Genomic DNA, 26726 nt, shown 5'->3' with positions numbered 1-26726 from the left:
CCCCACGGGATCGAGTCCGGTCCGTTGTCCGGACTAGGCCGCGGGGTGGCGCCCGGCGCGCGCGTCGGGCCCGAGGTCCCAGGGCCGCAGCCCGGCGGACAGCAGGTCGAGCATGAGACCGGCGAGCCGGTAGCCGGGCTCGATCTGCAGCGCGCGCTCGAGGCAGCTGCCGGCGATCGTGCCGTCCCCCATCCACCACGCGATGTGCGCCGTGCAGGTGAGCAGCGGGGGCGTGAGCTCCTCGGGCACGAGCCGCCCGAGCTCGGCGACGCGGGCGCGGACCGCGAGGACGTCCTCCTGGTGGCGACCGACGTCGACGGCAGCATCGGGCACGGACCCGGCGTCCGGGTCCACGAGGGCCCACGGGCAGCGCGCCAGCGCCGTGCGGGCGTGCTCGACGAGGGGGTCGCCGAAGGTGGCGAAGGGCACGGCTCCGGGGCAGAGCCCGCCGAGGAGCGCGTCACGCCAGTCGACGTCCTGCAGCGACGCGGAGAGGACGAGGAGCTCTGCGTCGCTGAGCTCGGCGACCGGGGTCGCGTCGGCGGAGGGGTCGAGCAGCCGCGCCCAGGTCCGGGCCACCTGCTGGTGCGCGAACTCCTCCTCGAGCGGGTTCACGGCGAGCGCGACCCGACGGGCCCTGGCCTCGTCGCGCTCCGGCAGCACGGCGTCGACCAGGTGCGCACGGCTCGGCAGCGGGCAGACCCCTGCCTCGACGAAGGTGGCGACGGCGGGCACGTCCTCGGGTCGGGGCAGCGGGATGCCGAGGCGACGCCTGGCCCGGGGCCCGCCTGCGGGGTAGCAGCGCCCGTCGCGGACCACGAAGTGCTCCTGCACCCGCAGCCCGGCCTCGCCGGCGGCGGCGGTCATCGCCGCGCGGAGGTGGCGGGACTCCCCTTCGTCCTCCTCGAAGGCCATGAGCAGGACTGCGGTGGCCCCCTCCCGCACCGCGATGGCGATGGCGTGCTCCGCGACGGCCCGGCAGGCCGCGGGCTCGGGCACGAGGTCGTGCCGCTGCAGCAGGCCGAGCCGGCGGCCGCGCATCACGGTCAGGCAGAGGGAGGGGCCCGGGTGGTACCCGAGCTGGTACGGGAGGATGACGGCGAGCTCGGCGGCGTCGCGAGGTCTGGCGATGTGGTCCATGCCGACGAATCTGGCGCTTGCAGAGGGCGCCGGCAGCGACCGGGCGGATCCTGTGGAAACCCGGACGTCAGGCAGGTGGTCTGCGGACGGTCAGTCGCGCACGACGTGCGAGCGGACCGTCGGGCCGGGCTCCCACTGCTGCTGCGGCGGGGTCCACTGCTGGCGCCCGGACGCGCCTGCGGCCACCGCCTGCTCCCAGGCGATGAAGTCCTCGGTCTCCCGCACCAGGGTCGTGGCGACCCAGCCGATGACCATGACGTCGTCGAGCAGGCCGAGGGCGAGGAGGAGGCCCTCCGGGACCACGTCGATCGGCGAGACGACGTAGCCGACACCGGCGAGCAGGAGCATCAGGCGGCTGGACGACAGACCGGTGTACTGCCCCGCGCGGACCGCGCGGATCATCCGGGGGACGGCGCGCAGGCGGGTCCAGAGGCTGGGCCCGCCTGGTCGCGCCGCGCTGCGGACGGCGGAGGCGAGGTGGGTGGCGTTGCGGACGCGGCTGGTCGTGGCCATGTCGGTCTCCTGACGCTCAGGCGTGCCCGGTCCGGGCGCGCTCCGCTGGATCCAACGTAGCGCGCCCGGTCCGGATTCCCTCAGGAGCTCGGCGTCACTCCCGTGCGCCGACCGACTCCCGGGGAGCGCCCTGGGTGAGCTGGCCGTCGGCACGCAGCTCCCAGAACTGCGCACCCTCGATCCCGAGCTCACGCGGGTCGAACTGCGGGTCGATGCCCCGGGCCTTCTGCGCGCGGTAGTCCTTGAGGGCCTTCAGGGCCGGGACCTGGAGCAGCAGGATGCCCAGGATGTTGAGCCAGGCCATCGTGCCGACACCGATGTCGCCGAGGCCCCACGCGGAGCCGGCCGTCGTCGTCGCCCCGTAGGCGGCAGAGACGAGGATCAACCCCTGCAGCGCCCGGATCATCCCGCGGCGCACGGTGGCGCTGCGGATCTTGCGGGTGAGGTAGGCGAGGTTGACCTCGGCCATGTAGTAGTACGCGACCATCGTCGTGAAGGCGAAGAAGACGAGCGCCAGGGCCACGAAGCTCGAGCCGATACCGGGCGCGAAGCTGTCCAGGCCCGCCTGCACGAAGCCCGGGCCGGGCTCGACGTCGGTCCCGATCGCTCCCTCGTAGAGCGTCGGTCCGGGGTAGCTCTCGCCCCTGAAGACCGAGTACATGTCGGTCGAGATGATGATGAAGGCCGTCGCGGTGCACACGAAGAGGGTGTCGATGTAGACGGCGAAGGCCTGGACGAAGCCCTGCTTCGCCGGGTGCGAGACCTCGGCGGCGGCGGCGTGGTGCGGGCCGGTGCCCTGGCCCGCCTCGTTGGAGTAGATGCCGCGCTGGACGCCCCACTTGACCGCCTGGCCGATGATCGCGCCGTAGACCGCGTGGCCGCCGAAGGCACCCGAGAAGATCTCGCTGAAGACGTGACCGATCTGGTCGGCGTTGACGAAGAAGACGACGAGGGCGAAGAGGATGTAGAGGATCGCCATCGGCGGCACGACGAAGGCGGCGAAGGTCGCGATGCGCTTGACGCCGCCGATGACGATGAAGGCCAGCGCGATGACGATGCCGATGGCCGTCACCCACGTCGGGACGCCCCACGCTGCATCGAGCGCCGAGGACATGCCGTTGGCCTGCACGCCGGGCAGGAAGAAGCTCATGGCGAAGACGGTGACGACGGCGAAGGTGACCGCGTAGACGAGCGAGAGCGTGCGCCACCGGTGGGCGTAGGCCTTCTCGAAGTAGTACGCCGGACCACCCCGGTACTCACCGGTGTCGGGGTCCTTCTCCTTGTAGATCTGGCCGAGGGTGCACTCGATGAAGGAGGTCGCCGCACCGAGGAAGGCGACCGTCCACATCCAGAAGACGGCACCCGGGCCGCCGAAGGCGATGGCGGTGGCGACGCCACCGATGTTGCCCATGCCGACGCGGTTGGCGAGGGACATCATCAGCGACTGGAAGGACGAGGTCCCGTCAACCGAGTCCTCTCCCTCCCGCAGCTGCTTGACCATGTCCGGGATCCCGAGGACCTGGACGAGGCGGGTGCGGATGGTGAAGTACAGGCCGGCCACGAGGCAGAGCCCGACGAGCGGGATCGACCAGATGAAGCCGTTGGCGCCGTCCACGAGTTCGGCGAAGGACATGGGGGCAACTCTCCGTTGAGCGGGTCAGGGGCCCGGCGGACGATACCGCCGGGCCCCCTGCGCGCGCACCTCGAGGTCGGTCAGCCGCGCGGCGGGAACTCCGTGCGCACGTGCTGGGCCAGCTGACGCATCAGCCACACGTCCATGCCGGCGCCGACGCCACCGCCGACGAGGGGGACCATCTTGCCGAAGCGCGAGAAGACGCCCTTGCCGGCCCGCGAGAGGATGCGGAAGCCGACGGCCTTGTTGACGACCATGAGCGCCGGTCCGGGCAGTCGCTGCGCGGCCAGGCCGGCGAGGCGCCCGGTCGGCGCGACCATGCCGGCCTTGGCGAGCAGGTCCTGCGCGTCGGCACCGACCAGGCTGAGCAGGACGGCCGAGCGGATCTCGGGCTGGGTCAGGTCGTAGCCGCGCACCCTGGCCACGGCCGCGGACATGCGGGTGGCGAGGACGTAGAAGCCGAAGATGTTGGCCGGCAGGGCGACCCACATCGTCGCGAACCCGCCGAGGTTGGTGAGGAAGCCGCTGGCGGCAGCCAGCTTGAGCGTGTCGCCGACGATCTCGTCGACGGCCTTGTCGGCGTCACCGCCGTGCTCGGCCAGGGCCCGGTCGGCGACCGTGGCGGCGGAGTCGAAGGGCCCGCGTCCGTCGATGCCGGTGTCGAGCAGGTTCTCGACGAGCTTGAGGGTCGAGCCGCCCAGCGCGTCCTGGCTCGCGGGGTCGTGCGCCTGCTCGATCGCGGTGCGGGTGTCCTTGACCTTGGTGCGGCCGAGGCCCAGGCGGTCGGAGATGAATCCCATGTGACGTCCTCTCTGCGGGTGCAGCGGTGGTCTGTCCTGGGCCGATCCTGTCATGCCGCGGGTAGCCTCACGCCTCGTGGGAGCGGAGCAGCCGGGAGCGCTCGTCGTCGGGGTCGACGGCGTGGGCGCCGTGCTGCCCCCGGACGGCCCGGCGGTGCTCGCGAGGGACCTCCCTTCGCTCGTGGCGGCGCTCTCCCCCGGCACGCGCTGGGTCACGTGGTCGGCCAGGTCGGTCGCCCCGCTCGTCGCCGCCGGTGCCGAGCTGGACCGCACGTGGGACCTCGCCGAGGTCCACCGCCTCGCGCACGGCGGGTGGGCTGCCGGGCCCGAGCGGGTGTGGGCCGCGGCGCACGGGTTGGACCCGCAGGCGGCACCGAGCGCGCCGACGGGAGACCTCTTCGACCTCCTCGCCGACGAGGTGCCTGCGGAGCAGCTCGTCCTCGACGACGGGTACCTGCGCGCCGACGCGGTCACGGGCGCCTGGCTCACGACGCCGGAGCGCTGCGCGGCCTTCGCCGAGGCGGCCCGGCGGGTCGCCGCGATCCAGCGCGAAGGGATGGCCTCCCGTGGCCCTCGTGCCCTCGCCACCGCGCACGCCGAGTCGGCCGCGGCGGTGCTGTGCGTCGAGCTCGAGCTCGACGGCCTGCCGATCGACCGGGAGACGGCCCGACGGCTCGTGACGGACGCTGCCGGCCCGGAGCCGCAGACCCTCGAGGAGGAGCTCGCCGCCCGCACGAGACGCGACGCGCCGGTCCTCGCGGCCGTCCCGGGCACCGGGTCGGTCGACCTGCGCAACCCGGCCCAGGTCAAGGCGCTGCTCGCCCGCGCAGGGATCGACGTCCCCTCGACCCGCAAGTGGGTCCTCGAGGCACACGCGGCCACCCACCCGGTCGTGCCCGCGCTGCTCGAGTGGCGCAGGCGTGAGCGCATCGCGACGACCTACGGGTGGCGGTGGCTGCGCGAGCACGTCGGTCCGGACGACCGGCTGCGGGGCGCGTGGGCGGCGTGCGACGGCGCGGCCGGGCGGATGACCGCCCAGGCCGGCCTGCACAACCTGCCCGCCGAGCTGCGCCCGGCGGTGGTCGCGGCACCGGGTCACGTCTTCGTCCGCGCGGACCTCGGACAGGTCGAGCCGCGCGTCCTCGCGGCGGTCTCGCGGGACGAGGCCTTCGCTGCGGCGACGCGCGCCGCGGACCTCTACGCCCCCGTCGCCGAGCGGCTCGGGGTGGAGCGCCCGGTCGCCAAGGTCGCCGTGCTGGCCGCGATGTACGGGCAGCGGTCCGGGCCGGCCGCCGAGGCGCTCAAGGGGCTCGAGCGCGAGTACCCCGTCGCGATGGCGCACCTGCAGCGTGCCCAGGAGCGGGGGCGGCGGGGTGAGCCGGTGCGCACGTACGGGGGGCGCCTCGTGCGCACGGACCTCGGCGGGGGCGGCGACGACGTCGAGGGCCTCACCGGCGCCCGTGGCCGGTTCGCCCGCAACGCGGTGATCCAGGGCTCGGCAGCCGAGCTGTTCAAGGCGTGGGCGGCCACGGTGCGCGTGGCCGCGCGCCCCCTCGGCGGCCGGATCGTGCTCTGCCTGCACGACGAGCTGCTCGTGCACGTGCCGCAGGAGCACGCGGACGCCGCCGCGGCCGCGGTCGACGCCGCCCTCACCGACGCCGCCCGGCGATGGCTGGGCGGTGAGCAGGTGCGCTTCGTCGCCGACACCTCCGTGGTGCGGCGCTGGTCCGACGCGAAGGGCTAGTCGGCGTCGTCGACGGTGCGCAGGAAGTCCTCGAACTCCGCGCCCAGCTCGTCCGCGGAGGGCAGGTCCTGCCCCTCGCCCGCGAGCAGGCTCGGCCGCTCGAGACCGCGCAGGTGGACGTCGTACTGGCGCTCCAGCGCCTGCACGGCCTCCTTGACCTCGTCGTTCTCGTCGATCTCGCGCTCGATCTGCATCAGGCCCTCGCGGGCGGCCTCGGCGAGGGCGTCGTTGGGCAGGTTGAGCCTGGTGCAGTCGACGATCGCGTTGAGCGCGGTGAGCGCGCCGTCGTGGAAGGTCGACTGGGCGAGGTAGTGCGGCACGTGGATGCTGAAGCCGACAGCGTCGCGCGAGGACTCCCCCAGCCTCATCTCGAGGAGCGCCGCGAGGGACGCGGGGACCTGCACGGTGCCGAAGACCGGCTTGTGGTCACCGATGAGCCGCTCGTCGGAGCCGTGGACGGTCATGCCGACCGGGCGGCTGTGCGGCACGGCCATCGGGATGCCGTGCGCGTGGACGACGAGCGAGATGCCGATCTCGTCCATGAGCGAGGTGACCGCCTCGACGACGGCCTCCCAGCGGTAGTCCGGCTCGGGCCCGGTGAGGAGGTAGTAGGTCTGCCCGTCCCGGTCGGTGAGGTGGTAGAGCAGGAGCGTCGGGTCGGCGTAGTCGGTGTACCGGTTGGCGTCGAAGGTGATGACGGGACGCCGGCTGCGGTAGTCGATGAGCGAGTCCACGTCGAAGGAGGCCACGACGGTCGGGCTGCTCGCCTCGAGCAGGTGGTCCACGAGCAGGCGCTGGGCCATGCCGGCGTCGAAGAAGCCGTCGAAGGCCACGATCATCGGCCCCGGCTGGAGCAGCGCGGGGTCGGCGTCGACCTCGTAGCGGTAGAGGCGCTCGGTCACGTCAGATCCTCTCGATCATCACGGATCACCCAGGCGGTGAAGCACTCATTGTGGCAACGGTCGTGGCGCGCCCACCATTCCCCCCTCGATCAGACCTCGATCGCGGCGATGGCCGAGCGGACCCGCTTGGCCGAGACCGAGCGTGCGGTGCCGATCGACTGCGCGAAGAGGGAGATGCGCAGCTCCTCGATCATCCACCCGATGTCCACGACGTCGCGGGAGCGACGGCGCAGCGGCGGGAGCGCGTCGAGCAGGTCGGCGTAGGCGGCCTCGACCGCGTCGATGCTCTCCTGGTGGGTGGCGTCGCGGCGGGGGTTCTCCGCGGCGCGCTCCAGGCGGAGGGAGATCCCGCGCAGGTAGCGCCGCAGGTCCGGCAGGCGCTCCAGGCCGGTGTCGGCGATGAACCCCGGACGGACGAGGCCGTCGAGCTGGGCGCGCACGTCGGCGACGGTGCTCGCGAGGACCGGAGCGGTCAGGCGAGCGAGCAGGGCCGTGATCTCGCTGCGCTGGGCGAGGACGGGCTCGACCTCGGAGACGGCCGTGAGCACGCGCTGCGCGACGTGGGTGCGGGTGGCGGCGAGCGCCTCCTCGAAGGCGGCGCGCGAGCGCACCGGTCCGCGCACGTGCTGGGCGACGATGTCGTCGACGGCCGCGGCCAGGGCGTCGTCGAGGAGCTTCGGGACCGACCCGTGCGGGTTGTCGGCGAGCGCGAGCTTCTGCGCGTTGGTGAGGCGTGCGAGCACGCGCTTCCACGGCGGGGTCGTGCCGAGCAGGAGCAGGCGACGCACGCCCGCGCGGTGGGCGGCGACGGCCTGCTGCTCGTCCGGGAGCACCCGGATGGCGACGGTGCTCCCTTCGTCCACGAGCGCCGGGTACCCGATGACGGTGTGCTTGCCGGTCCTGGTCGTGAAGGTGCCCGGGAGCTCGTCCAGGTCCCACGTCGTCAGGCCGGTCCGCTCGATGGAGGCCCCGGCACGCGACATGCCCTGCTGGACGTGCCCGGCGAGGCTCCCCCGCAGGGCCTCGAGGTCCTTGCCGCGACCGAGCCGGCGGCGCCGGCCGTCCTCGACGGCGAAGGTGACCCGCAGGTGGTCGGGGACCTTGGCCCAGTCCCACTCCCCCTCCTCGATGCGGATCCCGCCGCGGCGCCCGAGGACGGTCGACAGCTGCGAGGTGATCGACGTGCCGGCGTCGGGGTCCAGCTCGGCGAGGGCCGCGCGGGCGTGGTCGGGGGCGGGCACGAGGTGACGCCGGGTGGCCTTGGGCAGGGACTTGATGAGCGCGGTGACGAGGTCGGCGCGCAGGCCGGGGACCTGCCAGTCGAAGCCACCGGCGGTGAGCCGGTTGAGCACGGCGACGGGCACGTGGACGGTGACGCCGTCGTCCTCGGTGCCGGGCTCGAACTGGTAGCTCACGGCGAGCTCGAGCCCGTCGGTGCGCCAGCGGCGCGGGTAGTCGCGCCCGCTCACCGCTTCAGCGTCCTCGCGGGTCAGCAGCTCCTCGGTGAGGGTCAGCAGGTCGGGCTGCTCGCGGCGCGCCGTCTTCCACCAGGCATCGAAGTGCGCGCCCGAGACGACGTCCGCGGGGATGCGCTCGTCGTAGAAGGCGAGGACGTCCTCGTCGTCGACGAGCAGGTCCCGGCGTCGGGCGCGCTCCTCGAGCTGCTCGAGCCGACGGGTGAGCTTGCGGTTGGCGGCGAGGAACTCGTGCCGCGCGTCCCACTCCCCCTCGACGAGCGCGTGCCGGATGAACAGCTCGCGGCTCACGACCGGGTCGATCCTGCCGTAGGAGACCGGCCGCCCGACGACGAGCGGCACGCCGAAGAGGGTGACCCGCTCCGTCGCCATGACGCTCGCGGCCTTCTTGGACCAGCGCGGCTCGGAGTAGGTGCGCTTGACCAGGTGCGCGCCCGCGCGCTCTGCCCACACCGGGTCGATGCGGGCGGACGAGCGAGCCCACAGCCGACTCGTCTCGACGAGCTCGCCGGCCATGACGAAGGGGGGTTGCCGCTTGAAGTTCGTCGTGCCGGGCTGGATGGAGAACCGGGCACCGCGGGCACCCAGGTAGTCGCGCTTCTCCTCGTCGCGCAGCCCGATGTGGCTGAGCAGGCCGGTGAGCAGGGCCTGGTGGATGCGGTCCCAGTCCGGCTCGGCGTCCTCTGCTGCCGTGCGCTGCCGGGTGTCGAGGCGCTGCTGCTTGGCGGCGCGCACGAGCTGGGAGTGCAGGTCCTGCCACTCCCGGATCCGCAGGAAGTGCAGGTACTCGCGCTTGCACATCCTGCGGAAGGCGCTGCCGGACAAGGACTTCTGCTGCTCCTTGAGGTAGACCCACAGGTTCCACCAGCTGGCGAAGTCCGAGCCCTCCCTGCGGAACCGCGCGTGCTGCTGGTCCGCCTGCGCGCGCTGCTCCGTCGGCCGCTCGCGCGGGTCCTGGATCGACATCGCGGCGACGATGACGAGGACCTCGGTCGTGCAGCCGAGCCGGTCGGCCTCGATGAGCATGCGGCCGAGCCTCGGGTCGACGGGCAGCCGGGCGAGGGTCCTGCCCTCGGGGGTGAGGCGACGACCACCGCCGCGTCGTCCCCCCTTCGCCTGCTGGGCCTCGCGCGCGGCCGCGGTCTCCGTGTCGAAGGCCTGCAGCTCCTGCAGCAGCCGGACGCCGTCGGTGATCTGGCGGGAGTCCGGCGGCTCGATGAAGGGGAAGCGCGCGACGTCGCCGAGGCCGAGCGAGGTCATCTCGAGGATGACGCTGGCGAGGTTGGTCCGCAGGATCTCGGGGTCGGTGAACTCGGGCCGCGACTCGAAGTCCTCCTCCGAGTACAGGCGGATGCACACGCCCTCGGCGACGCGACCGCAGCGGCCGGCGCGCTGGTTGGCCGAGGCCTGCGAGACGCGCTCGATGGGCAGGCGCTGCACCTTGGTCCGCTGGCTGTAGCGGGAGATGCGCGCGGTGCCGGTGTCGATGACGTAGCGGATGCCGGGGACGGTCAGCGAGGTCTCGGCGACGTTGGTGGACAGCACGACCCGGCGGCCGCGGTGCGGTGCGAAGACGCGGTGCTGCTCGGCCGCGGACAGGCGCGCGTAGAGCGGGATGACCTCGGTGTCCGGGAGGTCCATCGACGTCAGCGCGTCCTGCGCGTCGCGGATCTCGCGCTCACCGGAGAGGAAGACCAGGACGTCCCGGACATCGGGCGCCGTGCTCGTCGACTCGGTCCACAGCTCCTCGACCGCGCGGCAGATGCCGGTGACCTGGTCCCCGTCCCCGTCGTCTGCCTCGTCGTCGCCCAGCGGGCGGTAGCGGACCTCGACGGGGTAGGTGCGGCCGGAGACCTCGATGATCGGGGCGGGCTCGCCCGCGGCGTCACCGAAGTGCTGGGCGAAGCGCTCCGGGTCGATCGTCGCGGAGGTGATGATGACCTTGAGGTCGGGACGCCGGGGCAGCAGCTGCTTGAGGTAGCCGAGGATGAAGTCGATGTTGAGCGAACGCTCGTGGGCCTCGTCGATGATGATCGTGTCGTAGCGGCGCAGGTCCCGGTCGCGCTGCATCTCGTTGAGCAGGATGCCGTCGGTCATGACCTTGACCGCGGTCTGGTCGCTGCTGTGGTCGGCGAAGCGCACCTGGTAGCCGACGAGCCCGCCGAGCTCGACCTGCATCTCCTCGGCGATCCGCTCGGCGACGGAGCGCGCGGCGATCCGCCGGGGCTGGGTGTGCCCGATCTGCCCGGTCGTGCCGCGCCCGATCTCCAGGGCGATCTTGGGCAGCTGGGTCGTCTTGCCGGAGCCGGTCTCCCCCGCGACGATGACGACCTGGTGCTCGCGCATCGCCTCGGCGATGTCGTCCTTGCGGGCGACGACCGGCAGGTCCTCGTTGTAGTGCAGCTCCTCCGCGGGGACGGCGTCGCGAAGGGTGGTGGGCATGGGGTTCAGGATATCCGCGCCCTCAGAAGTCGATCGTCGTGGTCGGCCCGACCGGTGTGCGCAGCGCGGCGTCGAGCTCGGCCACCGCGCCGGGACGCTGCTGCGTGACGTAGCCGGCCGCGTGTCGTGCGCCGAGCGTCTGGCCGCCGAGCCAGACGGCCCCGAGGTCGCCGATGCCCAGGGTGACCTCGGCCGGCTCGTCGGTCCGGGTGAGTGCGCCGACGCCGTCGCGGGCGGTCCAGCGCCAGGTGCCGGCCGTGTCCTCGAGGACGTCGTCGTGCACCAGCACGACGACGTCGAGGTCCGCGGCGTGACCACGCTCGGCGACCGCGGTCGGCAGGTCGACGAGGCGCAACCACAGGCTGTCGCTCAGACCACCGCCACCGATGGAGCGGTGCGAGGGCAGCCACAGCGCCAGGGCGTCGTCGGGGTGACCCAGTACTCCGTGCTGCCCATGAGGTCGATCGTCGTCAGCCGCTCGGCGAGCGCCAGCCGCGCACCGGGGTCGACGGAGATGAGGAAGAAGACCCCGACCTCGCCCCGCGGCTGCCCGTCGGACCACGTGGGGCTGCGGTGGAAGTACGCGCACCCGACGTCGCGGCCCTCGCGGGTCGCCCACAGCAGCCGGGCCGGCTCCCGGTCGCCGCGGCTCTCCGGGACGTCGCGCAGGATCCGCTCGCAGTCCTCGAGGCTGCGCACGACCTGCCCCGGCGCCTGCTCGCCGTCGCGTCCGCCTGCGCGCGCACGGCAGCGGGCGCGGTGAAGGTCGTGCCGGCCGCGAAGCGCGAGCGCAGCGCCGAGCTCGCGACGCCGTACCCGAAGCGGCCGTAGATCGTCTCCTGCGTCAGGCCCTCGGCAGGACGAAGGGAGGCGCCCCCCTTCGCCGGGACCGAGAGCTCGACGTCCCAGGACCCGGCGATGCCGACGACCTCCCCGTCGCGGGTGGCGACGAAGCCGGCCCGTCGAGGACGAGCGCAGCGGCTGCGTCGTCGTCGGGGTCGATCCGGGTGACGTGGATGTCGGAGGCCATGCCGCCACGCTCGCACCCCGGCGAAGGGGGTGCAACGCACTTTTCTCGGCTACGGCACCGGTGAGGTGATCGGTCGCGACGTGATGCCCTCCACGCGGGACTCTCGCCGCCGGCGCTCGGTCTCCTGCCGTCGCTCCTCGGCCTCCTCCCGCGCCCGGCGCTCGCGCCGGGCCTCGTCGGACTCGGTCGCGGCGCCGACCTTGTCCGCGGCCGACTGGACCGAGCTCACCTGCGCCGTGGTCTTGTTGGTGACCTTGACCGAGTACTTGAGCGCATACCCGCTCCTTCGCACGCGCCCGGCGCCGGCCACGGCCGACCAGTCGGTGACCATGTCGTCCACGAGCCGGATGCCGGTCTTGTCGGCGAGGGTGTCCGTCACCTTGTGCTTCGCCCGGACCTTGCCCGTGGCGACCTGGTGCTGCGCCCAGATCCTCGTGTTGGTCGCGAGCCGTCGATGGGCGATGGGGTTGGTCGACCTGTCGGCGGCCCTGATGCCCTTGAGCTCGTCGGCCCGGCGGCTGGCCCGGGTCGCGTCCCTGGCCTCGATGCGCCGACTGCCGGGCACGAGGATGTCGGCCGCCGTGAGCACCGTCGTCAGGCCGACGTCCCGGTAGCTGCCCTCCCCGTACACGGCGCGGCGCCCCAGCCTGCCCAGCGGGTCGGCTGCCGTGACGACGGCCGCAGGCTTGCCCCAGGGCGTGAGGTCGACGACGTCGTTGTTGAACAGGCGGCTCCGGCCCGTGCGGCTCGCCATCTCGAAACCGTTGTACCCCTTCTCGTCGGAGAGCTCGGACCCCACCGCGGCCAGGCTCGTCGCCATGGTCCGCTCGTCGGCGCTCGCCTCCTCCGCCTCGCGCTCGAAGCCCCTCTTGTTCATCTCCCGCGAGTTGGCGGCGGCCCGGTACTCCCGATCGACGATGGCGTACTCGGGGTCCTGCGGGGTCAGCGTCGCGAGCTTCGCCTTGCGCTCCTCCGAGATGCGGACGTTCTCCTCGTACCGTCCACGGAGTCGCTCGAGGGTGGCCTGGCTCTCCTCGAGCCGGTCCGCGTAGGGACGGATGATCCGCTCGGTGTCCGCGAGGCGGTTGGCGATCGCGAAGAGGTCATCCGGGGTGCTGCCCACCTCGTCCTCGAAGATCGTCCCCGAGCACGATTCCCACACCCCCTTCGTCGAGACCATGCGCAGCATCTCGGCCACGGTGTGGATGTTGGCGGCGACCGTCCGCAGCTCGTCCGCCTCGGCCCGGATCGTGCTGGGGTCGCCCTCCTCGATGGTCCCGGGGTCGTGGAGCGCCATCAGAGGATCCCTTGGTTGCGCCGGTCGACGAGGTCCTCGGTGAGCACGTACCAGGACCCCGCGTCCCGGGCCAGCCGCGCCAGCTCGCGCAGCTGCTTGCCCACCCTGATCCGCTCCCGCTCGAAGTCCCCGATCGCCGCCTCGTACGCGTCGGTGCCGTACCAGCTCGGGAACCCGAAGGTCTCGACGGCCTCGTTGTTGGCCTTGGCCGCCTTCTCCTCGAGGAAGTCGGCGATGGCCTTGAGCTGGCGACCGAGGCCCTCGATGCCCTCGCTGTCGATGGAGATGCGTTCCTGTCCGCCCATGCACCCACGCTAGGGAAGAACGCCGAGGGGCCCGTGGAGTTCTCCACAGGCCCCTCGGGGTGGTCGTCAGGCCTTCGCGGCGGCGAAGCCCTGCTCGAGGTCGGCGACGATGTCCTCGATCGCCTCGAGGCCCACTGCGAGGCGCACGAGGCCGGGGGTGACGCCAGCGGCGAGCCGGTCCTCGTCGGGGCCCTGCGAGTGGGTCGTCGACGCGGGGTGGATGACGAGCGAGCGCACGTCACCGATGTTGGCCAGGTGGCTGTGCAGGCTCAGGCCCTCGACGAACTTCTTGCCCGCCTCGAGGCCGCCGGAGATCTCGAAGGAGATGACGGCGCCGGCACCCTGGGGCGTGTACCGCTGCGCGAGCTCGTGGCTGGGGCTGCTCGGCAGCGAGGCCCACGTGACCTTGTCGACCTGCGCGTGCTGACCGAGGAACTCGGCGACCTTGGCCGTGTTGGCCAGGTGCCGCTCCATGCGCAGGCTGAGCGTCTCGATGCCCTGCCCGATGAGGAAGGCGTTGAAGGGGGAGATCGCCGGGCCGATGTCGCGCAGCAGCTGCACCCGGGCCTTGAGGATGAAGGAGAGGTTGGCACCCATGGCACCGTCCACGCCGAGGTCCGGGCCGAAGCGCAGCCCGTGGTAGCTCGGGTCGGGCTGGTTGTAGTTGGGGAACTTCTCCGGGTCCGCCGCGTAGTCGAACCGGCCGGCGTCGACGATCACGCCGGCGATCGCGGTGCCGTGGCCGCCGAGGTACTTCGTCGCGGAGTGCACGACGACGTCCGCACCGTGCTCGATCGGACGGAGCACGTAGGGCGTCGCGATCGTGTTGTCCACGACGAGCGGCACGCCGGCCGCGTGCGCGACCTCGGAGATGCCGGCGATGTCCAGGACGATGTCCTTGGGGTTGCCGATGGTCTCGCCGAAGAAGGCCTTGGTGTTGGGCTTGACCGCCGCGCGCCACTGCTCGAGGTCGCTCGGGTCATCGACGAAGCTCACCTCGATGCCGAACTTCGGCAGGGTGAACTTCAGCAGGTTGATCGTGCCGCCGTAGAGGGCGGTGCTGGCGACGATGTGGTCACCGGCCTCGGCGAGGTTGACCAGGGCCAGGTGCGTCGCGGACATGCCGGAGGCGGTGAGGAGCGCGCCCACGCCGCCCTCGAGGGCCGCGATCTTCTGCTCCACCGCGTCCTGCGTGGGGTTCATGATCCGCGTGTAGATGTTGCCGAGCTCCTTGAGCGCGAACAGGTTCGCCGCGTGCTCGGTGTCCTTGAACTGGTAGGAGGTCGTCAGGTGGATCGGCAGTGCCCGCGAACCCGTGGTCGGGTCGGGCGCCTGGCCGGCGTGGATCTGCTTCGTCTCGAAGTTCCACGTGGACGGGTCGCTCATGAGTTTTGCTCCTGATCGTGCGCGCTTGACCGTGGCGGTCGCCACGGACCAGGTCGTCTCCCGGGGCACCCCACCGCGGATGGAGGGTTGCCGGCCAGCGAGCCGGGGCCTGGCGCTGGCACTCAAGACCTACCCGGAGACTAGGAGGGTGACCAGCATCTGGTCAGGCCCGTCTCACGCGGTGGACCCACCACAGGCCGACGAAGGGGAGGACGAGCGGCAGGAACCCGTACCCGGACCCGAAGTGCGACCAGACGGTCTTGTCCGGGAAGAGGTCCGGCAGGACGTACGACAGCGTGCCCACGGTGAGCACGCCGACGGCCTCGACGAGGATCGCCCCGGTCGCGACCCGCGCGCCGGTGGTTCCCCCCTTCGCCAGGGCCACGGTCGCGACGACGTAGACCACGGCCGCGAGCGCCGAGAGCGCGTACGCCAGCGGCGCCCGGTCGAGGTACTGGGTGACCTGCAGGACCGAGCGGCCGGTCGCGGCGAGCGCGAGCACGGCGTAGACGGCGACGACGACCCGACCCGGCCCGGTGCCCGTGCGCAGCTCAGGCGGAGCCATGGGTCTGCCAGATCTGCAGGATGCGGTAGGTCATGACACCGACGGTGAAGGCACCGGCGAGGACGACCCCCATGGCCCACCGGGTCTTCTCCTTCAGGGCGATGAAGACGACGATCGGGGGCAGTATCGGCAGGGTGAGGGCGTAGGCGAGCATCGTCGCCCCCTCCCCCTCCCCCTCGACCTGCCCCATCGCGATCGCGGACCCGACGACGAGAGCGAGCAGGAGCAGCTCGACGACGGCGGTCGTGAGCAGCATGAGGTCGTCGACGAGCCGGTCGATGATCAGGTAGGCCAGGGCCAGGACGCCGAGCACGCCGACCGCGACGAGCACGAGAGTGGTCAGCGGCACAAGCACGGCGGCAAGCGTACGCGGCCCCGCTGCTGGCACGATCACGGCATGAGCGCGCCACGCCCCGGAGCCCACGACCTGCTCGCCGCCGTCGTCGATGCCGGCAGCTTCGTCTCCTGGGACGAGCCGATCGACCGCTCCGGCCTGAGCGACGGCTACCTCGCGACCCTGGAGGCGGCAGCCGCTCGGTCCGGCACCGACGAGTCGGTGGTCACCGGCCGGGCGAGCATCCGCGGGCACGAGGTCGCGCTCGTCGTCGGCGAGTTCCGGTTCCTCGGCGGCTCGATCGGGCGCGCGGCCGCCGGGCGCCTCGTCGCGGCGGTGCGCCGGGCGACGACCGAGCGCCTCCCCCTCGTCGCGGCGACGGCGAGCGGCGGCACCCGGATGCAGGAGGGCACGCCCGCCTTCATGACGATGGTCGACATCTCGGCGGCCGTCGTCGCGCACAAGGCCGCCGGCCTGCCCTACCTCGTCTACCTGCGGCACCCGACGACCGGCGGGGTCTTCGCGTCGTGGGGCTCGCTCGGCCACATGACCATCGCCGAGCCGGGCGCGCTCATCGGCTTCCTCGGCCCGGTCGTCTACGAGACGCTGAACGGCGTCCCCTTCCCCTCCGGCGTGCAGGTCGCCGAGAACCTCGTCGACAAGGGCATCGTCGACGCGGTCGTGCCGACCGCCGGGCTCGCCGACATCGCCGCCCGCGCGCTGACGCTGCTCTCCGCCACGACCGGGGGCCACGCCCGCTCACCCGCGGCGGAGGACGGCGCGCCGGTCCGGCGGATCGCCCCCTTCGTCTCCCGGCCGGAGCCGAGCGAGGAGGAGATCGCGCGGCTGTGGACCGCCATCGAGACGACGCGAAGGGGGGACCGCCCCGGCGTCCGAGAGCTGCTGCGGTACGCCGCGGACGACGTCATCCCGCTCAACGGCACCGGCTACGGCGAGTCGGACAAGGGCGTGATGCTCGCGCTGGCGAGCTTCGGCGGGCGGTCGTGCGTCCTCGTCGGCCAGGACCGCCGCTACCAGGTCTCGGAGTCGATGGGTCCGGCCGCCCTGCGCGAGGCGCGCCGCGGCATGCGGATGGCGACCGAGCTCGGTCTGCCCCTCGTCACCGTCATCGACACCCCCGGCGCCGACCTCTCCCCGCGTGCCGAGGAGGGGGCCCTGGCCGGCGAGATCGCCCGGTGCATCTCCGACATGACGGCCCTCACCGTGCCGAGCGTGTCGGTGCTGCTCGGCGAGGGCACCGGCGGCGGCGCGCTCGCGCTGCTGCCCGCGCGACGGGTCGTCGCCGCGGGCAATGCCTGGCTCTCCCCGCTGCCACCCGAGGGCGCGAGCGCCATCGTCTTCAAGGACACCGAGCACGCCCCCCTCCTCGCCGCCCGCCAACGCGTCGGCGCGCCGCAGATGCACCAGGACGGGCTCGTCGATGTCCTCGTCCCCGAGGAACCGGCGGCGCACGTCGACCCGCAGGCGTTCGCCCGCGCGATCGGCGCGGCGGTCGCTGCGCAGGTCGAGGCGCAGCTGTGACGGTGGGTGGGCGACCTGAAGTCTGGGCGTGTCGTACTGCAGTTCGTCATCAGGTGCGACAACAGGGCCTGGCTTTCCGGGACCTCACGGGGACCGGGCAGCTGAACTGCAGTACGACACGCCCGGCTCGGGCCAGAGGGCACGCTCACCCCGTCGCACGCAGCTCCTCCCACACCGGCATCTCGACGACGCCCTGCGGGGTCGCGAGGTAGGTGCCGAGGAGCGGCACGCCGTGCCGACGGCTCGCGGCGAGCGCCTCCTCGTGCAGGTCGCGCGCACGGTCGTCCGGGGCGAGGCCGCGCGGGCGCCCGATGGCGGCGACGAAACCACCGATGCTGTCGGCGAGGCCGCCGATGATCGTGTCGAAGACGGCGTCCTCCTCCGCGCCGGGGTGGAGGTCCATCTCGGTGATCGTCACCGGCTGGACCATGCGGCCGCCGGTGTCGCAGAGGAGCAGGCTGATGCAACCCAGCTCCCGCTCGGAGTCCCGCACGACGAGGTCGACGACGTCGGCGGCGAGCGTGCTGTCGGTGAGGGGTCGGGTGTGCCACCCCTGGGGCAGGTCGTCGAAGCTCATGCCCGTCATCCTGCAGGGATCGACCCGACGCGCCGCGGACTTTTCCACAAGCCGCCTCCGGCCGCGGGGTGGATACTGGGACCCACGGCGGGTCGTGCCACCCACGCGCGACCGGTCACCGTGCCCCCACCCCGAGCACCCAGGAGCGCCCCCCCCGTGGCACTGAGCGTCTTCGACCTCTTCTCGATCGGCATCGGCCCCTCGAGCTCGCACACCGTCGGCCCCATGCGAGCGGCGGTGATGTTCGCCGAGGGGCTGCGCGACGACGGCCTGCTGCCGCAGGTGCGCCGGGTCAAGGCCGAGCTCTTCGGCTCGCTCGGCGCGACCGGGCACGGCCACGGGTCCAACACCGCGGTGCTCCTCGGGCTCTCCGGCGAGCGGCCCGAGCTGTGCGACCCGAGGTCGGTCAGCAGTCGCCTCGAGCAGATCCGCGCGGCGCACCGGGTGAACCTGCTCGGCGAGCACGAGATCGACTTCCACGAGGACGAGGACCTCGTGCTCCACCGACGCAAGTCCCTCCCCCTGCACCCCAACGGCATGACCTTCACCGCCTGGGGCGAGGGAGCGGGCGAGGGCGAGGCGCCGCTCAGCACGCACACCTACTACTCCGTCGGCGGCGGCTTCGTCGTCGGGGAGGACGCGTCCGGCTCGACCCGCATCGTCGCCGACACCACCCCCGTGGCGCACCCCTTCACCACCGGCGACCAGCTGCTCGCGATCTGCGCCGAGACCGGCCTGTCGATCTCCCAGGTCATGCTCGACAACGAGACCTCGTGGCGCTCCGAGGACGAGGTGCGCAGCGAGCTGCTGCACATCTGGTCGGTCATGCGCGAGTGCATCGACAACGGCGTGCGCACCGAGGGCGTCCTGCCCGGCGGGCTCAAGGTGCGCCGTCGCGCCCCGCAGCTGCACCAGCGGCTGCGCTCCGAGGGGGCGAGCACCGACCCCCTTCGCGGCATGGACTGGCTGACGCTCTACGCGCTGGCCGTCAACGAGGAGAACGCCGCCGGTGGTCGCGTCGTCACCGCGCCGACCAACGGCGCCGCCGGCATCATCCCCGCGGTCCTGCGCTACTACGTCGACTTCGTGCCGGGCGCGGACGACGACGGCATCTGCCGGTTCCTGCTCACCGCCGCCGCGATCGGGGTGATCTACAAGGAGAACGCCTCGATCTCCGGCGCCGAGGTCGGCTGCCAGGGCGAGGTCGGCTCGGCCTGCTCGATGGCGGCCGGCGCGATGGCCGCGGTCATGGGCGGCAGCCCGGCCCAGGTCGAGAACGCCGCCGAGATCGGCATGGAACACAACCTCGGCCTCACCTGCGACCCCGTCGGGGGGCTCGTGCAGATCCCGTGCATCGAGCGCAATGCGGTCGCCTCGGTCAAGGCGATCACGGCCGCGCGCACCGCGCTGCGCGGCGACGGCTCGCACGTCGTCTCCCTCGACAAGGTCGTCAAGACGATGCGCGAGACCGGGCGGGACATGAAGGTCAAGTACAAGGAGACCGCCCGCGGCGGCCTCGCCGTCAACGTCATCGAGTGCTGACCGCCCCCACCACGGCATGACGAAGGGGGTCGGACCCGTGGTCCGACCCCCTTCGTCAGTGCGACGTCCGGGACGTCACTTCTTGGTGAGTTCCCAGTCGCCACGGGCCTCGACGACGAGGTACTTCGTGCCCTCCTGGACCGTCGTGGTGCCCTCGTACGCGTCGTACTCGGAGATCAGGCGGTCCGGGTAGTCCTCGGCGCCGACGGCCTGGACGCGGAAGGTGCCGAGGAAGGAGTCCTTGTCCTCGGTGTACTTCGCGCCGAGGTCGGCCTTCTTGCCGTCCCACGTGAAGATGGCCGAGCCGTTGCCCTTCTGCGAGGTGCCGAAGGCCGGCGCCTTGCTGATGCGCGAGAACTTCACGGTCCAGTCGCCCTCGGTGTCGAACTCGAGCTTCGAGGTCGAGGAGCTGTAGTTGGTGAGGTTGTAGGCGAAGATGCCCTTCTTGGCGTCGCTCGCGGTCACGAGGTACTCGGCGCTCTTGCCCTGGCCGTCGACACCCTTGACCGTCAGCGTCTGGTACTTGTCACCGGTGTAGGTGAACTCGACGAGGCCGGCGCCGTCACCCGGGGGGACGGCGATGTAGCCCTTGCCGCTGCCCTTGTACTTCTGCTCCCACTCGGCGGCCTTGCCCTTCTGGCCGATGACGTCCTTGCCCGGGCCGTCGTCCGTGGTCGGCGACGAGGTGGTCGGGTCGGACGTGGTGGTGTCCGTCGTGGTCGGGCTGTCGGTGCTCGTCGAAGGGTCCGTCGGCTGCGTGGAGGTCGGCGTCGTCGGGGTGGCGACGGGCTCGTCGTCGCCACCGCTGACGAGCTTGATGCCGAGGAAGCCGAGGGCTCCGATGAGCAGCAGGCCGACGACACCGAGACCGATGATCAGCGGGAGCTTGCTCTTGCCCGAGCCGCCGGGCTGACCGGTGGCGTAGGGCGCCTGGCCGTAGCCCTGCTGCGGCTGCTGGCCGTAGCCCTGCTGCCCGTACGGGTTGGACTGGTCGTAGCCGCCCTGCTGCCCGTAGCCCTGCTGCCCGTAGCCCTGCTGGCCGTACCCCTGCTGCCCGTAGGCACCCGACTGGTCGTAGCCACCCTGCTGGCCGTACGCGCTCGACTGGTCGTACGACGAGGCGCCGTAGCCGGTGCTGTCGGTGGAGATGGCCTCCGTCTCCGGGGCGCGGTCGGAGCTGGGGCGCACGCGCGTCGCGTCGTCGACCTCACTCGTGGTGCCCGCGTGGTCCTGTCGCGTCCCGGTGCCCGAGGAGTCCGGGCCGGGCTGGCCCACGCCAAAGCCCTCCGGGGTCCCCTGCCGGTGCTCGGTCCATCCGTTGCCGTCCCAGTAGCGGATCTGTCCCTGGTTGTCAGGGTCCTGGTACCAACCGGCAGCCCAGTTGCTCATGACAGGCCTCCCCGTATCTCTTGTGGTGTCTGGTGGTGCACGTGTGCACGGTGTCGCGGGTCAGACTACCTGCGGATTCGTCGCCTCCGGCATGGGGAGGACTCCCCATGCCTGCGCGTGTCGCTCAGCCCGGGGACAGCGCCCGGACGACCTCCTCACCGGCGTGCGCGATGGCCCCCGGGTCGCCGACCACGACCAGCCGGTCGGTGGCGCGGGAGAGCCCGACGTACAGCCGCTCGCGGAACCGCTGCGTGCTCCCGTCCTCGTTGACGCAGAGCACGACGGCGCGACGTTCCATCCCCTTCGCCCCGAGGACGTGCCCGTAGAACACGTCATCGGCCTCCCAGAAGGTCCGCCAGTAGCCCGGCTGCCCGAGCTCGTCCTGGCGTTCGACCTGCACGGGGTGGCGTCGGCCGGTGGTGAGCAGCGCGACGTGGCCCGGCGTCCACCCTTCGTCCAGGAGGAGGTCGACCTGGTCGTCGGCGACGTCGAGCGCCTCGTGGGGCGACGTCGCGACGAAGGCGACGTCCGGGCCGTCGCCGCCCTCCAGCCGCATCTTCATCGGGGTGAGCGTGCGGAAGACCTCGGCGATCTGCTTGGTGTTGCGCAGGTTGTGGTCGAGGACGAGGGGCACGAGCGGGACCGGTGGCCGGCCGAAGCGCTTGAAGAGGCGCTGGTTCTCGTCGGAGTAGATGAACAGGCCGCCCTCCTGCTCGTCGGTGAGCGCCCCGAGGAGCGGTCGCCACCACGACTCGGCGAAGTCCTGCGCCTCGTCGACGACGAAGCTGTCGTAGCGCTCCCCCGGCGGCAGCTCGGCGGCGCGCTCGGCCATGAGCAGCGGCATCTCCTCCTCCCAGAAGCGCGGGTCGTCGCGGGTGCCCGAGGGCACGCCCCAGCGGTTGCCGAGCTCCTCGAAGGTCCCGACGAAGGCGGGACGGTGCCGGTGCGGCCACGTCGCGGTCTCCCGCTTGAGGTGCGTGGCGAGGCCGATCGAGTAACACAGCAGCGCGACCCGCTCGGGCGCCTGGCCGCTGCGTCCGGCGGAGAGCTGGCGCGCCTGGGTGAGGGCGAGGACGGTCTTGCCGCTGCCCGCGCCACCGCGGATCTCGACGCGGCGCAGCAGCCGGGTGACGCCGAGGACGAGACCCTGCTCCTGGGTGAGCCGGTCGGCGCGGGCCTGCCGCTCGTCGGCCTCGTCGACGACGCTCGGGACGGCGTCGGTGCCGCGCGCGGTGAGGATGTCGACGATGACGTCGCAGTCGTCCTCGGTCGGGATCCGGCGGTGGGTGTCGAAGCCGAGCGGGATGTCGGCGATGCGCCGGGCGAGGTCGGCCATGTCCTCACGGTCGTGGACCATCCAGCGCGGGCAGTCGGGCAGGTCGAAGTCCAGGCCGAGACCGACGAAGGGAGTCACGACCGCGTGCGCGAAACGCACCTTGCCGCGGGAGGAGTCGGCCCACCGCCGGTCGGACTCGACGTACTGCCGGATCGCGTACCGCGCGTCCCGCACCTGCGCGACGGGGTCGATCGGCACCCGCTTGCCGTGCCGCTTGATCGTCCACTGCCCGTCGTCGATCCGCACCCCGCTGCCCTTGACCTCGACGACGACCACGCCCACGTCGGGCATGACGAGGACGATGTCGGCCTCGTGGTCCTTGCGGGTGTCGGTCAGGCGGTAGTTGGCGATGACGGTGTCCTGCGGACGAAGGGAGTCGCGCAGCCGCTCCCACACGGCACGTTCGGAGTCGTTGACGAACCGCGGGTCCCCCGGGATCAGGCGTGGCATGGGCTCACCGTATCCATCTCACGCAGGCGGCAGGCGCGCGGCGAGGACCGCCCGCGTCGCCTCGACGTCGAGGGCGGCCGGCCCGTCGCGTTGGAGCAGCTTGGTCAATCGCCGCGGCCACAGGACGTGGACGCCGCGGGTGGTGAAGGAGCCCCCGACGAGCGGCCAGTCGGCGTCGACGAAGCACATCGCCCCGGTCACGGGGATCTGGTCGGTGATGCCTCGCACGACGTCGATCTGCCTGAGGAGTCCGTCGACGAGCCTGGTGCAGTTGCGCCGCCCGACGAGGAGGGTGTCGACGCGGGGGCGCAGGATCCCCCCTTCGATCTTGAGGTAGGGGCGGCTGCGGGCGTAGCGCTTGGCGTCGATCACCCAGATGCCACCGGGCGTGATGGCGAGGTGGTCGATGTTGGCCCGTCTGCCGGGGATGCGACGGTCGTGGAGCACCGCGAGCGACGGTGACGCCAACCGGTCGAGGCGGGCGCCGAGCCGCTCCTCGCCGACGGCTCCGGTGGCCCACGCCCTGGTGCTCTGCTTCTCGTCCGACAGGGCGACGGCGACATGGCCGAGACGTCCCCACTTCTGCCGCAGACGCTGCTCGTCCCGGGCCCTGCGCCGCTCGTACTCGCGGCGCGCGGAGGCACCGGCGCGGGAGGTGGGCTCGGGCACCCCTGTCGTCTTGGGCACCGGTGTGCCATCCATCTGCATCTCCTGCGACTCCCCTCGCACGTGGCTGCTTGCCGTCAAGGTAGCGGGTCGCAGCGCCTCTGGGGGCCAGAGGGATCAGAACGGTGGCGCCATGACCAGGTCTTCTGCGAGGTCATGACTCTTCGCCCCCTCTGCGGGGGGCGAGCTCTCCTCCCCTTCGTCCTCGGCGTGGACCCACATCGTGGGGAAGGTGTCGGCGGAGACCCCGCTCGGGCTGATCCACTCGGTGCGGCCGTCCGGGTGGAGGGTGTGCGTCCACCGGGCGGAGTGCTTGAGGCGGTGGTGGTGCCGACAGAGGCCGGAGAGGTTGCTCGGGGACGAGGCGCCCTCGGGGTACGGGAGGGCGTGGTCGAGGTCCGCGTTGCCCTCGGGGCGCCCGCCCAGCACCCGGCGGTTGCATGCCCACATGCGGCAGGTGCCGTCGCGGGCACCGACGAACTCCCTCATGGAGTCGGGGACGACGTACCGCGGGTTGCTGGTCTCGACGAGCACTCCGGTGCGGGCGTCGATCAGCGCACGGGAGACCCTCGTCTCGACGTTGCTGACGATCGCCGCCACCGCGTCCGCGGGGATGAAACCGACGCCCGGGATCTCGCAGCCGCTGATCCACGACTGCTGCCCACCGGGGCCCAGGGTCGTGGGCACCTGCGAGGTGACCGCATCGCCGGCCCATTCCTCGGGGATGACGTCGACGGCGTCCGCGCCCTCACCGGTGACGAAGCGGCCGGCCCGGGACGTCGGACCGTGCAGGTCCTGCCCGACGGTGCTGCCGCCTTCGCCCCCTCCGAAGGGGGCGAAGGTCAGCCGGGACGCTGCGGACGTGATGATCGGGATACCCAGGCGGACGTTGGCGACGACGTCGACGCCGCGCAGGGCGAGGTCGGCGAGACCGTGGGCGCGGGAGGCGCCGACGGTCATCCCGGGGTCGAGCTCACGCCGACGGGCGGCGGCCTGCTCGATCGCTTCCTTGAGCACGACGGCCAACTCGGTGGGGAGGGTCGCGTACATGTCGGCGCACCCGACGGGGCCGGGGCTGAAGCGGACGTCGAGCCTTTCGCGGCGGTTGCGGGCGGCGCGCTCGTCCAGGAGCTCGGGCTCGACGCGCTCGAGGATCCGGCGGGTGGCCTTGCGCAGCTCACGGTGGTCGAACTCGATGATGCGTCGCGTGCCGGGCTTGCCGCGAAGGGGGCTGAGCAGGTGCTCGATGACCGCCGCGACAGCCTCGGGGCACGCGTCGCGCGTCTCCTTCGCGACGATGGCCATCGCGTTCGTCGTGATCTCGCCCGCCGCGACGAGGTCGGCGATGGGGCGCAGATCGGTCAGGGCCCGGGCGCCGAGGTCGCACCGGCGGTCCGTCTCGTGGAGGCTGTCGCGCGTCACCAGCGCGACCGCTTCCGCGGCGAACTCCGCGACATGGCCGGACGGGAGGTGGACGGGTCTGAAGATGCCGTCCGGCCCTCGCTCCTCCCCCCAGCGCACGGCATGCCCGATGACCGCGAGCTCGAGCGCGTCGGCCGCGCGTCTGAGTCGTTCGGTCGCGGTGAGCACCGCTGTGAGCGTGGGCTCGTCGGCACGGCCGCCTCGCATGGTCACCCCCGTCCGCACATGTCCCAGTCTCGTGAAGGACTCCCCCAGCATGGCCAGCTCGTCGTCGAACATGTGTCCATGGTTTCAGGGAGGTGTGACAACGTTCATGGGTTTGGGGTGTGTTCCTTAACAGCCTCCGGGACCTTGGCTGGGAGGGCCTGGTACGTCTCCGGGGCCAAGTCGCACGATTGCCGCAAGTCACCGCGAAGCACGTAGACACGGACCGACTCCGGTTTGAAGTCATGCAGGCGATAGAGGTGGAAACTATCGCCCTCCGCCGTGCTCACTTCGACCTCGTTGCGGGTCACGACCATCGGCCAGTGCGCGCCCAGCCTCGTCGTCTTCACCTCGATCAACTTCTCGGTGCCGTCCGTCTCAAAAGACCGAATGTCAAAGCCCAGGCCATCGCCCACAGTCTGACTGACGTGATCAACACGCCCAGCGAGGTCGTGCTCGCCAGCAGCAACAAGACGAGCCTTCTCACGAGCGAGGACCGCACGCTCGCCGGCGGCGCCTAAATCTCGGTTCATCGCCTCCAACAGGACAAAGTTCCATCGCCCGACGTGCTGTCCCGGCCGCGTGACGTTGCCTCCGAGCCCAACATCAGGCGGGACCGCATCCACCCACCTGACCAAATCGTCCACCTCGGGCATCGACCGGGTCATTCGTTCGAAGGCCAAGTCCGTCAAGTCCTGTTGGCGAAGGATCTCTTCACGTACCCGGTCACGGAGAGAAGCCTGGATGTTCGGGTACGGTTTGTACCCGTTGACGAACGGGAAACTCATCTCGCGCAGAGCGGCACTGACATTCGACAACTTGAACTCGATCGAGCCGCGTCCCCGCCCTAGCACGTCCTGCAGACGTCGATTCTCCTCGGCCTTGACGTACTTCTCGCCCGCGAGTTCGTGCCGCAGCATCCCAAGGTATGCGTGCACCAGCACGCTGTTCTCGTCGTCAGACCAGTCAGAATTGCGGACCATGACCCTCCCTCACCGTCACCATAGGCGTCACCGCTCGGCCGGTCAGCTAGGACGCGGATCGAAATTGCTCATAGGCAACCTCGAGCAGTTCCCTGTCGGGATGCTCCTTACGCCGCGCAGGCAACACCATCAGGCGTTCGCCGTGCCGCTCCTTCAGTCCGTACCTGAGCATGGGACCGTCCACCTCTAGAAGCAGGTCACGTCGGATCTGAACCACAAGATCTGGTCGGATGCCCAAGATGTTGGCGTCGAAGGCCACATGGTGGATCTTGCACAGAGCCATCCCGTTCCTTATTGCGGCAACTCCCCGCTCGTCACTGTCATCAACAATGTGGGCGGCATCGAGGAGGTCGCCGTGTCGCAAAGCGCAGACCGCGCATCGGGTCTCGTAGGCCCGCATCACGGTGGCCCGGAAGAGCTTCTGGTGAACGCGATGGTTCGTCTCCACCCGGAGGTAACGCTTTACGTGCTCTTCGGCGCCTTCCGCAAGTGACTGACGCTGCACCTCGTCGACCGCGATCACGAACTGATGATTCTCAGGCTCTTCACCGACGATGTAGACGGGGTAGATCGGCTTGTACTCGCCTGGTCCAATCCCAAAGAACCAGATGAGAGGGAGCGCGTCGCGCATAGCCGCTCTCAGAGCGCGATTCTCTGGGTGCTTCGGATCATGGCCTCGCCACTTGTAGCGAAGAAGCTCATCCGCGCCGATCGCATCCTCGTAGGGCCGTTCGATCCCTTCAGGACGGTATACGGTCCGGACAGAGAGGGCAGCCCTCGCGGCCGCTGGCTTTCGAATTCCTCGCTGCGCATCGATCAGTGGGATGCGTATCCCGTCGAACTCGAACTCCTGAAGCATCTTGCTTCGGAGCCAGTCGCGCTCAGGAGTCGTCGATTCGGCCAGCCACTCCATCGCGGCCCCGCGGAATGCCTTCTCGTACTCCAGGTCCCACGCCATGAGCTGAGCTTGCCAGTTTCGGATGCGGATGGAGACGAAAGGCCCTCCAGTTAACGAAGGGGGCCCCACCGGCAAAGCCGGCGGGGCCCCC

General features: G+C 71.6%; 23 protein-coding genes and 1 riboswitch. Of the genes, 3 read left to right on the top strand and 20 right to left on the bottom strand.

The genetic code is table 11. The features are described from left to right. Positions 1-33: 33 nt before the first annotated feature. From ABC138_RS01470 to ABC138_RS01455, 4 genes are all read right to left on the bottom strand, one after another. Positions 34-1140: a DUF4192 domain-containing protein gene (locus ABC138_RS01470; RefSeq protein ID WP_068324965.1), complete on the bottom strand. Its 1107-nt coding sequence runs from the start codon at positions 1138-1140 to the stop codon at positions 34-36. A 90-nt stretch (positions 1141-1230) separates the two neighbouring features. Further along, positions 1231-1653 carry a DUF1232 domain-containing protein gene (locus ABC138_RS01465; RefSeq protein WP_068324966.1) on the bottom strand — a complete coding sequence of 141 codons (423 nt, stop codon included), beginning with the start codon at positions 1651-1653 and terminating at the stop codon, positions 1231-1233. A gap of 94 nt (positions 1654-1747) precedes the next feature. Beyond that, a complete protein-coding gene (locus tag ABC138_RS01460; protein WP_345912515.1) occupies positions 1748-3286 on the bottom strand; it encodes an alanine/glycine:cation symporter family protein in 1539 nt (512 codons plus the stop codon). Between the two features lie 80 nt (positions 3287-3366). Next, positions 3367-4086, bottom strand: coding sequence for a hypothetical protein (locus tag ABC138_RS01455; RefSeq protein ID WP_068324968.1), 720 nt, complete (start codon positions 4084-4086; stop codon positions 3367-3369). A 76-nt stretch (positions 4087-4162) separates the two neighbouring features. Here ABC138_RS01455 and ABC138_RS01450 point away from each other — a divergent pair, with 76 nt between their 5' ends. Next, on the top strand, positions 4163-5830 hold the full coding sequence (locus tag ABC138_RS01450; protein ID WP_345912514.1) for a DNA polymerase: 1668 nt from the start codon (positions 4163-4165) through the stop codon (positions 5828-5830). Here ABC138_RS01450 and ABC138_RS01445 read toward each other — a convergent pair. The 9 genes from ABC138_RS01445 to ABC138_RS01405 form a co-directional block, all read right to left on the bottom strand. Then, positions 5827-6732 (bottom strand): PAC2 family protein, encoded by a 906-nt coding sequence (locus ABC138_RS01445; protein WP_345912513.1) that lies wholly within the window; start codon positions 6730-6732, stop codon positions 5827-5829. The genes ABC138_RS01450 and ABC138_RS01445 overlap by 4 nt on opposite strands. A gap of 89 nt (positions 6733-6821) precedes the next feature. Further along, positions 6822-10649 (bottom strand): ATP-dependent RNA helicase HrpA, encoded by a 3828-nt coding sequence (gene hrpA, locus ABC138_RS01440; protein ID WP_345912512.1) that lies wholly within the window; start codon positions 10647-10649, stop codon positions 6822-6824. Positions 10650-10671: 22 nt separating this feature from the next. Next, on the bottom strand, positions 10672-11004 hold the full coding sequence (locus ABC138_RS01435) for a sterol carrier protein domain-containing protein (protein ID WP_068422167.1): 333 nt from the start codon (positions 11002-11004) through the stop codon (positions 10672-10674). A gap of 14 nt (positions 11005-11018) precedes the next feature. Continuing rightward, positions 11019-11348, bottom strand: coding sequence for a hypothetical protein (locus tag ABC138_RS01430; protein ID WP_068422170.1), 330 nt, complete (start codon positions 11346-11348; stop codon positions 11019-11021). Positions 11349-11728: 380 nt separating this feature from the next. Continuing rightward, on the bottom strand, positions 11729-12976 hold the full coding sequence (locus tag ABC138_RS01425; RefSeq protein ID WP_345912511.1) for a hypothetical protein: 1248 nt from the start codon (positions 12974-12976) through the stop codon (positions 11729-11731). Continuing rightward, a complete protein-coding gene (locus ABC138_RS01420) occupies positions 12976-13281 on the bottom strand; it encodes a hypothetical protein (RefSeq protein ID WP_068324974.1) in 306 nt (101 codons plus the stop codon). Before ABC138_RS01420 ends, ABC138_RS01425 begins: the two co-directional genes overlap by 1 nt. Positions 13282-13347: 66 nt before the next feature. Then, on the bottom strand, positions 13348-14667 hold the full coding sequence (locus tag ABC138_RS01415) for a bifunctional o-acetylhomoserine/o-acetylserine sulfhydrylase (protein ID WP_338538345.1): 1320 nt from the start codon (positions 14665-14667) through the stop codon (positions 13348-13350). A 16-nt stretch (positions 14668-14683) separates the two neighbouring features. Further along, positions 14684-14797, bottom strand: a riboswitch (SAM riboswitch). 33 nt (positions 14798-14830) lie between these two features. After that, on the bottom strand, positions 14831-15232 hold the full coding sequence (locus ABC138_RS01410) for a hypothetical protein (RefSeq protein ID WP_068422179.1): 402 nt from the start codon (positions 15230-15232) through the stop codon (positions 14831-14833). Continuing rightward, positions 15219-15587: a hypothetical protein gene (locus tag ABC138_RS01405; RefSeq protein WP_338538346.1), complete on the bottom strand. Its 369-nt coding sequence runs from the start codon at positions 15585-15587 to the stop codon at positions 15219-15221. The genes ABC138_RS01410 and ABC138_RS01405 overlap by 14 nt, the downstream gene beginning before the upstream one ends. A gap of 42 nt (positions 15588-15629) precedes the next feature. Here ABC138_RS01405 and ABC138_RS01400 point away from each other — a divergent pair, with 42 nt between their 5' ends. Next, positions 15630-17108 carry a carboxyl transferase domain-containing protein gene (locus ABC138_RS01400; protein ID WP_345912509.1) on the top strand — a complete coding sequence of 493 codons (1479 nt, stop codon included), beginning with the start codon at positions 15630-15632 and terminating at the stop codon, positions 17106-17108. A 145-nt stretch (positions 17109-17253) separates the two neighbouring features. Here ABC138_RS01400 and ABC138_RS01395 read toward each other — a convergent pair whose 3' ends face one another. Then, complete coding sequence (locus ABC138_RS01395) at positions 17254-17685, bottom strand: hypothetical protein (protein WP_338538348.1); 432 nt, start codon at positions 17683-17685, stop codon at positions 17254-17256. A gap of 156 nt (positions 17686-17841) precedes the next feature. On the opposite strand from ABC138_RS01395, the gene ABC138_RS01390 reads away from it, so the two are divergent. Continuing rightward, positions 17842-19227, top strand: coding sequence for an L-serine ammonia-lyase (locus ABC138_RS01390; protein WP_338538349.1), 1386 nt, complete (start codon positions 17842-17844; stop codon positions 19225-19227). Positions 19228-19302: 75 nt separating this feature from the next. Here the strand turns inward: ABC138_RS01390 and ABC138_RS01385 are convergent, their stop codons facing one another. From ABC138_RS01385 to ABC138_RS01360, 6 genes are all read right to left on the bottom strand, one after another. Continuing rightward, the gene (locus ABC138_RS01385; protein ID WP_345912508.1) at positions 19303-20616 is read right to left on the bottom strand and encodes a DUF2510 domain-containing protein; all 1314 of its coding nucleotides are present in this window, start codon (positions 20614-20616) and stop codon (positions 19303-19305) included. A 124-nt stretch (positions 20617-20740) separates the two neighbouring features. After that, positions 20741-22402 (bottom strand): NERD domain-containing protein, encoded by a 1662-nt coding sequence (locus tag ABC138_RS01380; protein ID WP_345912507.1) that lies wholly within the window; start codon positions 22400-22402, stop codon positions 20741-20743. 18 nt (positions 22403-22420) lie between these two features. Next, entirely contained in the window at positions 22421-23104 is a 684-nt protein-coding gene (locus ABC138_RS01375) for a nuclease-related domain-containing protein (protein ID WP_345912506.1), read from the bottom strand. Between the two features lie 81 nt (positions 23105-23185). Further along, positions 23186-24769, bottom strand: coding sequence for an HNH endonuclease signature motif containing protein (locus ABC138_RS01370; RefSeq protein ID WP_345912505.1), 1584 nt, complete (start codon positions 24767-24769; stop codon positions 23186-23188). Between the two features lie 32 nt (positions 24770-24801). Further along, a complete protein-coding gene (locus ABC138_RS01365) occupies positions 24802-25677 on the bottom strand; it encodes a DUF3883 domain-containing protein (protein WP_345912504.1) in 876 nt (291 codons plus the stop codon). Between the two features lie 46 nt (positions 25678-25723). Beyond that, positions 25724-26635, bottom strand: a complete 912-nt coding sequence (locus tag ABC138_RS01360; protein ID WP_345912503.1) for an HNH endonuclease — start codon at positions 26633-26635, stop codon at positions 25724-25726. Between the last annotated feature and the right edge of the window lie 91 nt (positions 26636-26726).

This window comes from Janibacter sp. LM (assembly GCF_039631275.1).
GTDB lineage: Bacteria > Actinomycetota > Actinomycetes > Actinomycetales > Dermatophilaceae > Janibacter > Janibacter terrae.
This window is presented reverse-complemented; position numbering and strand designations above follow the sequence as displayed.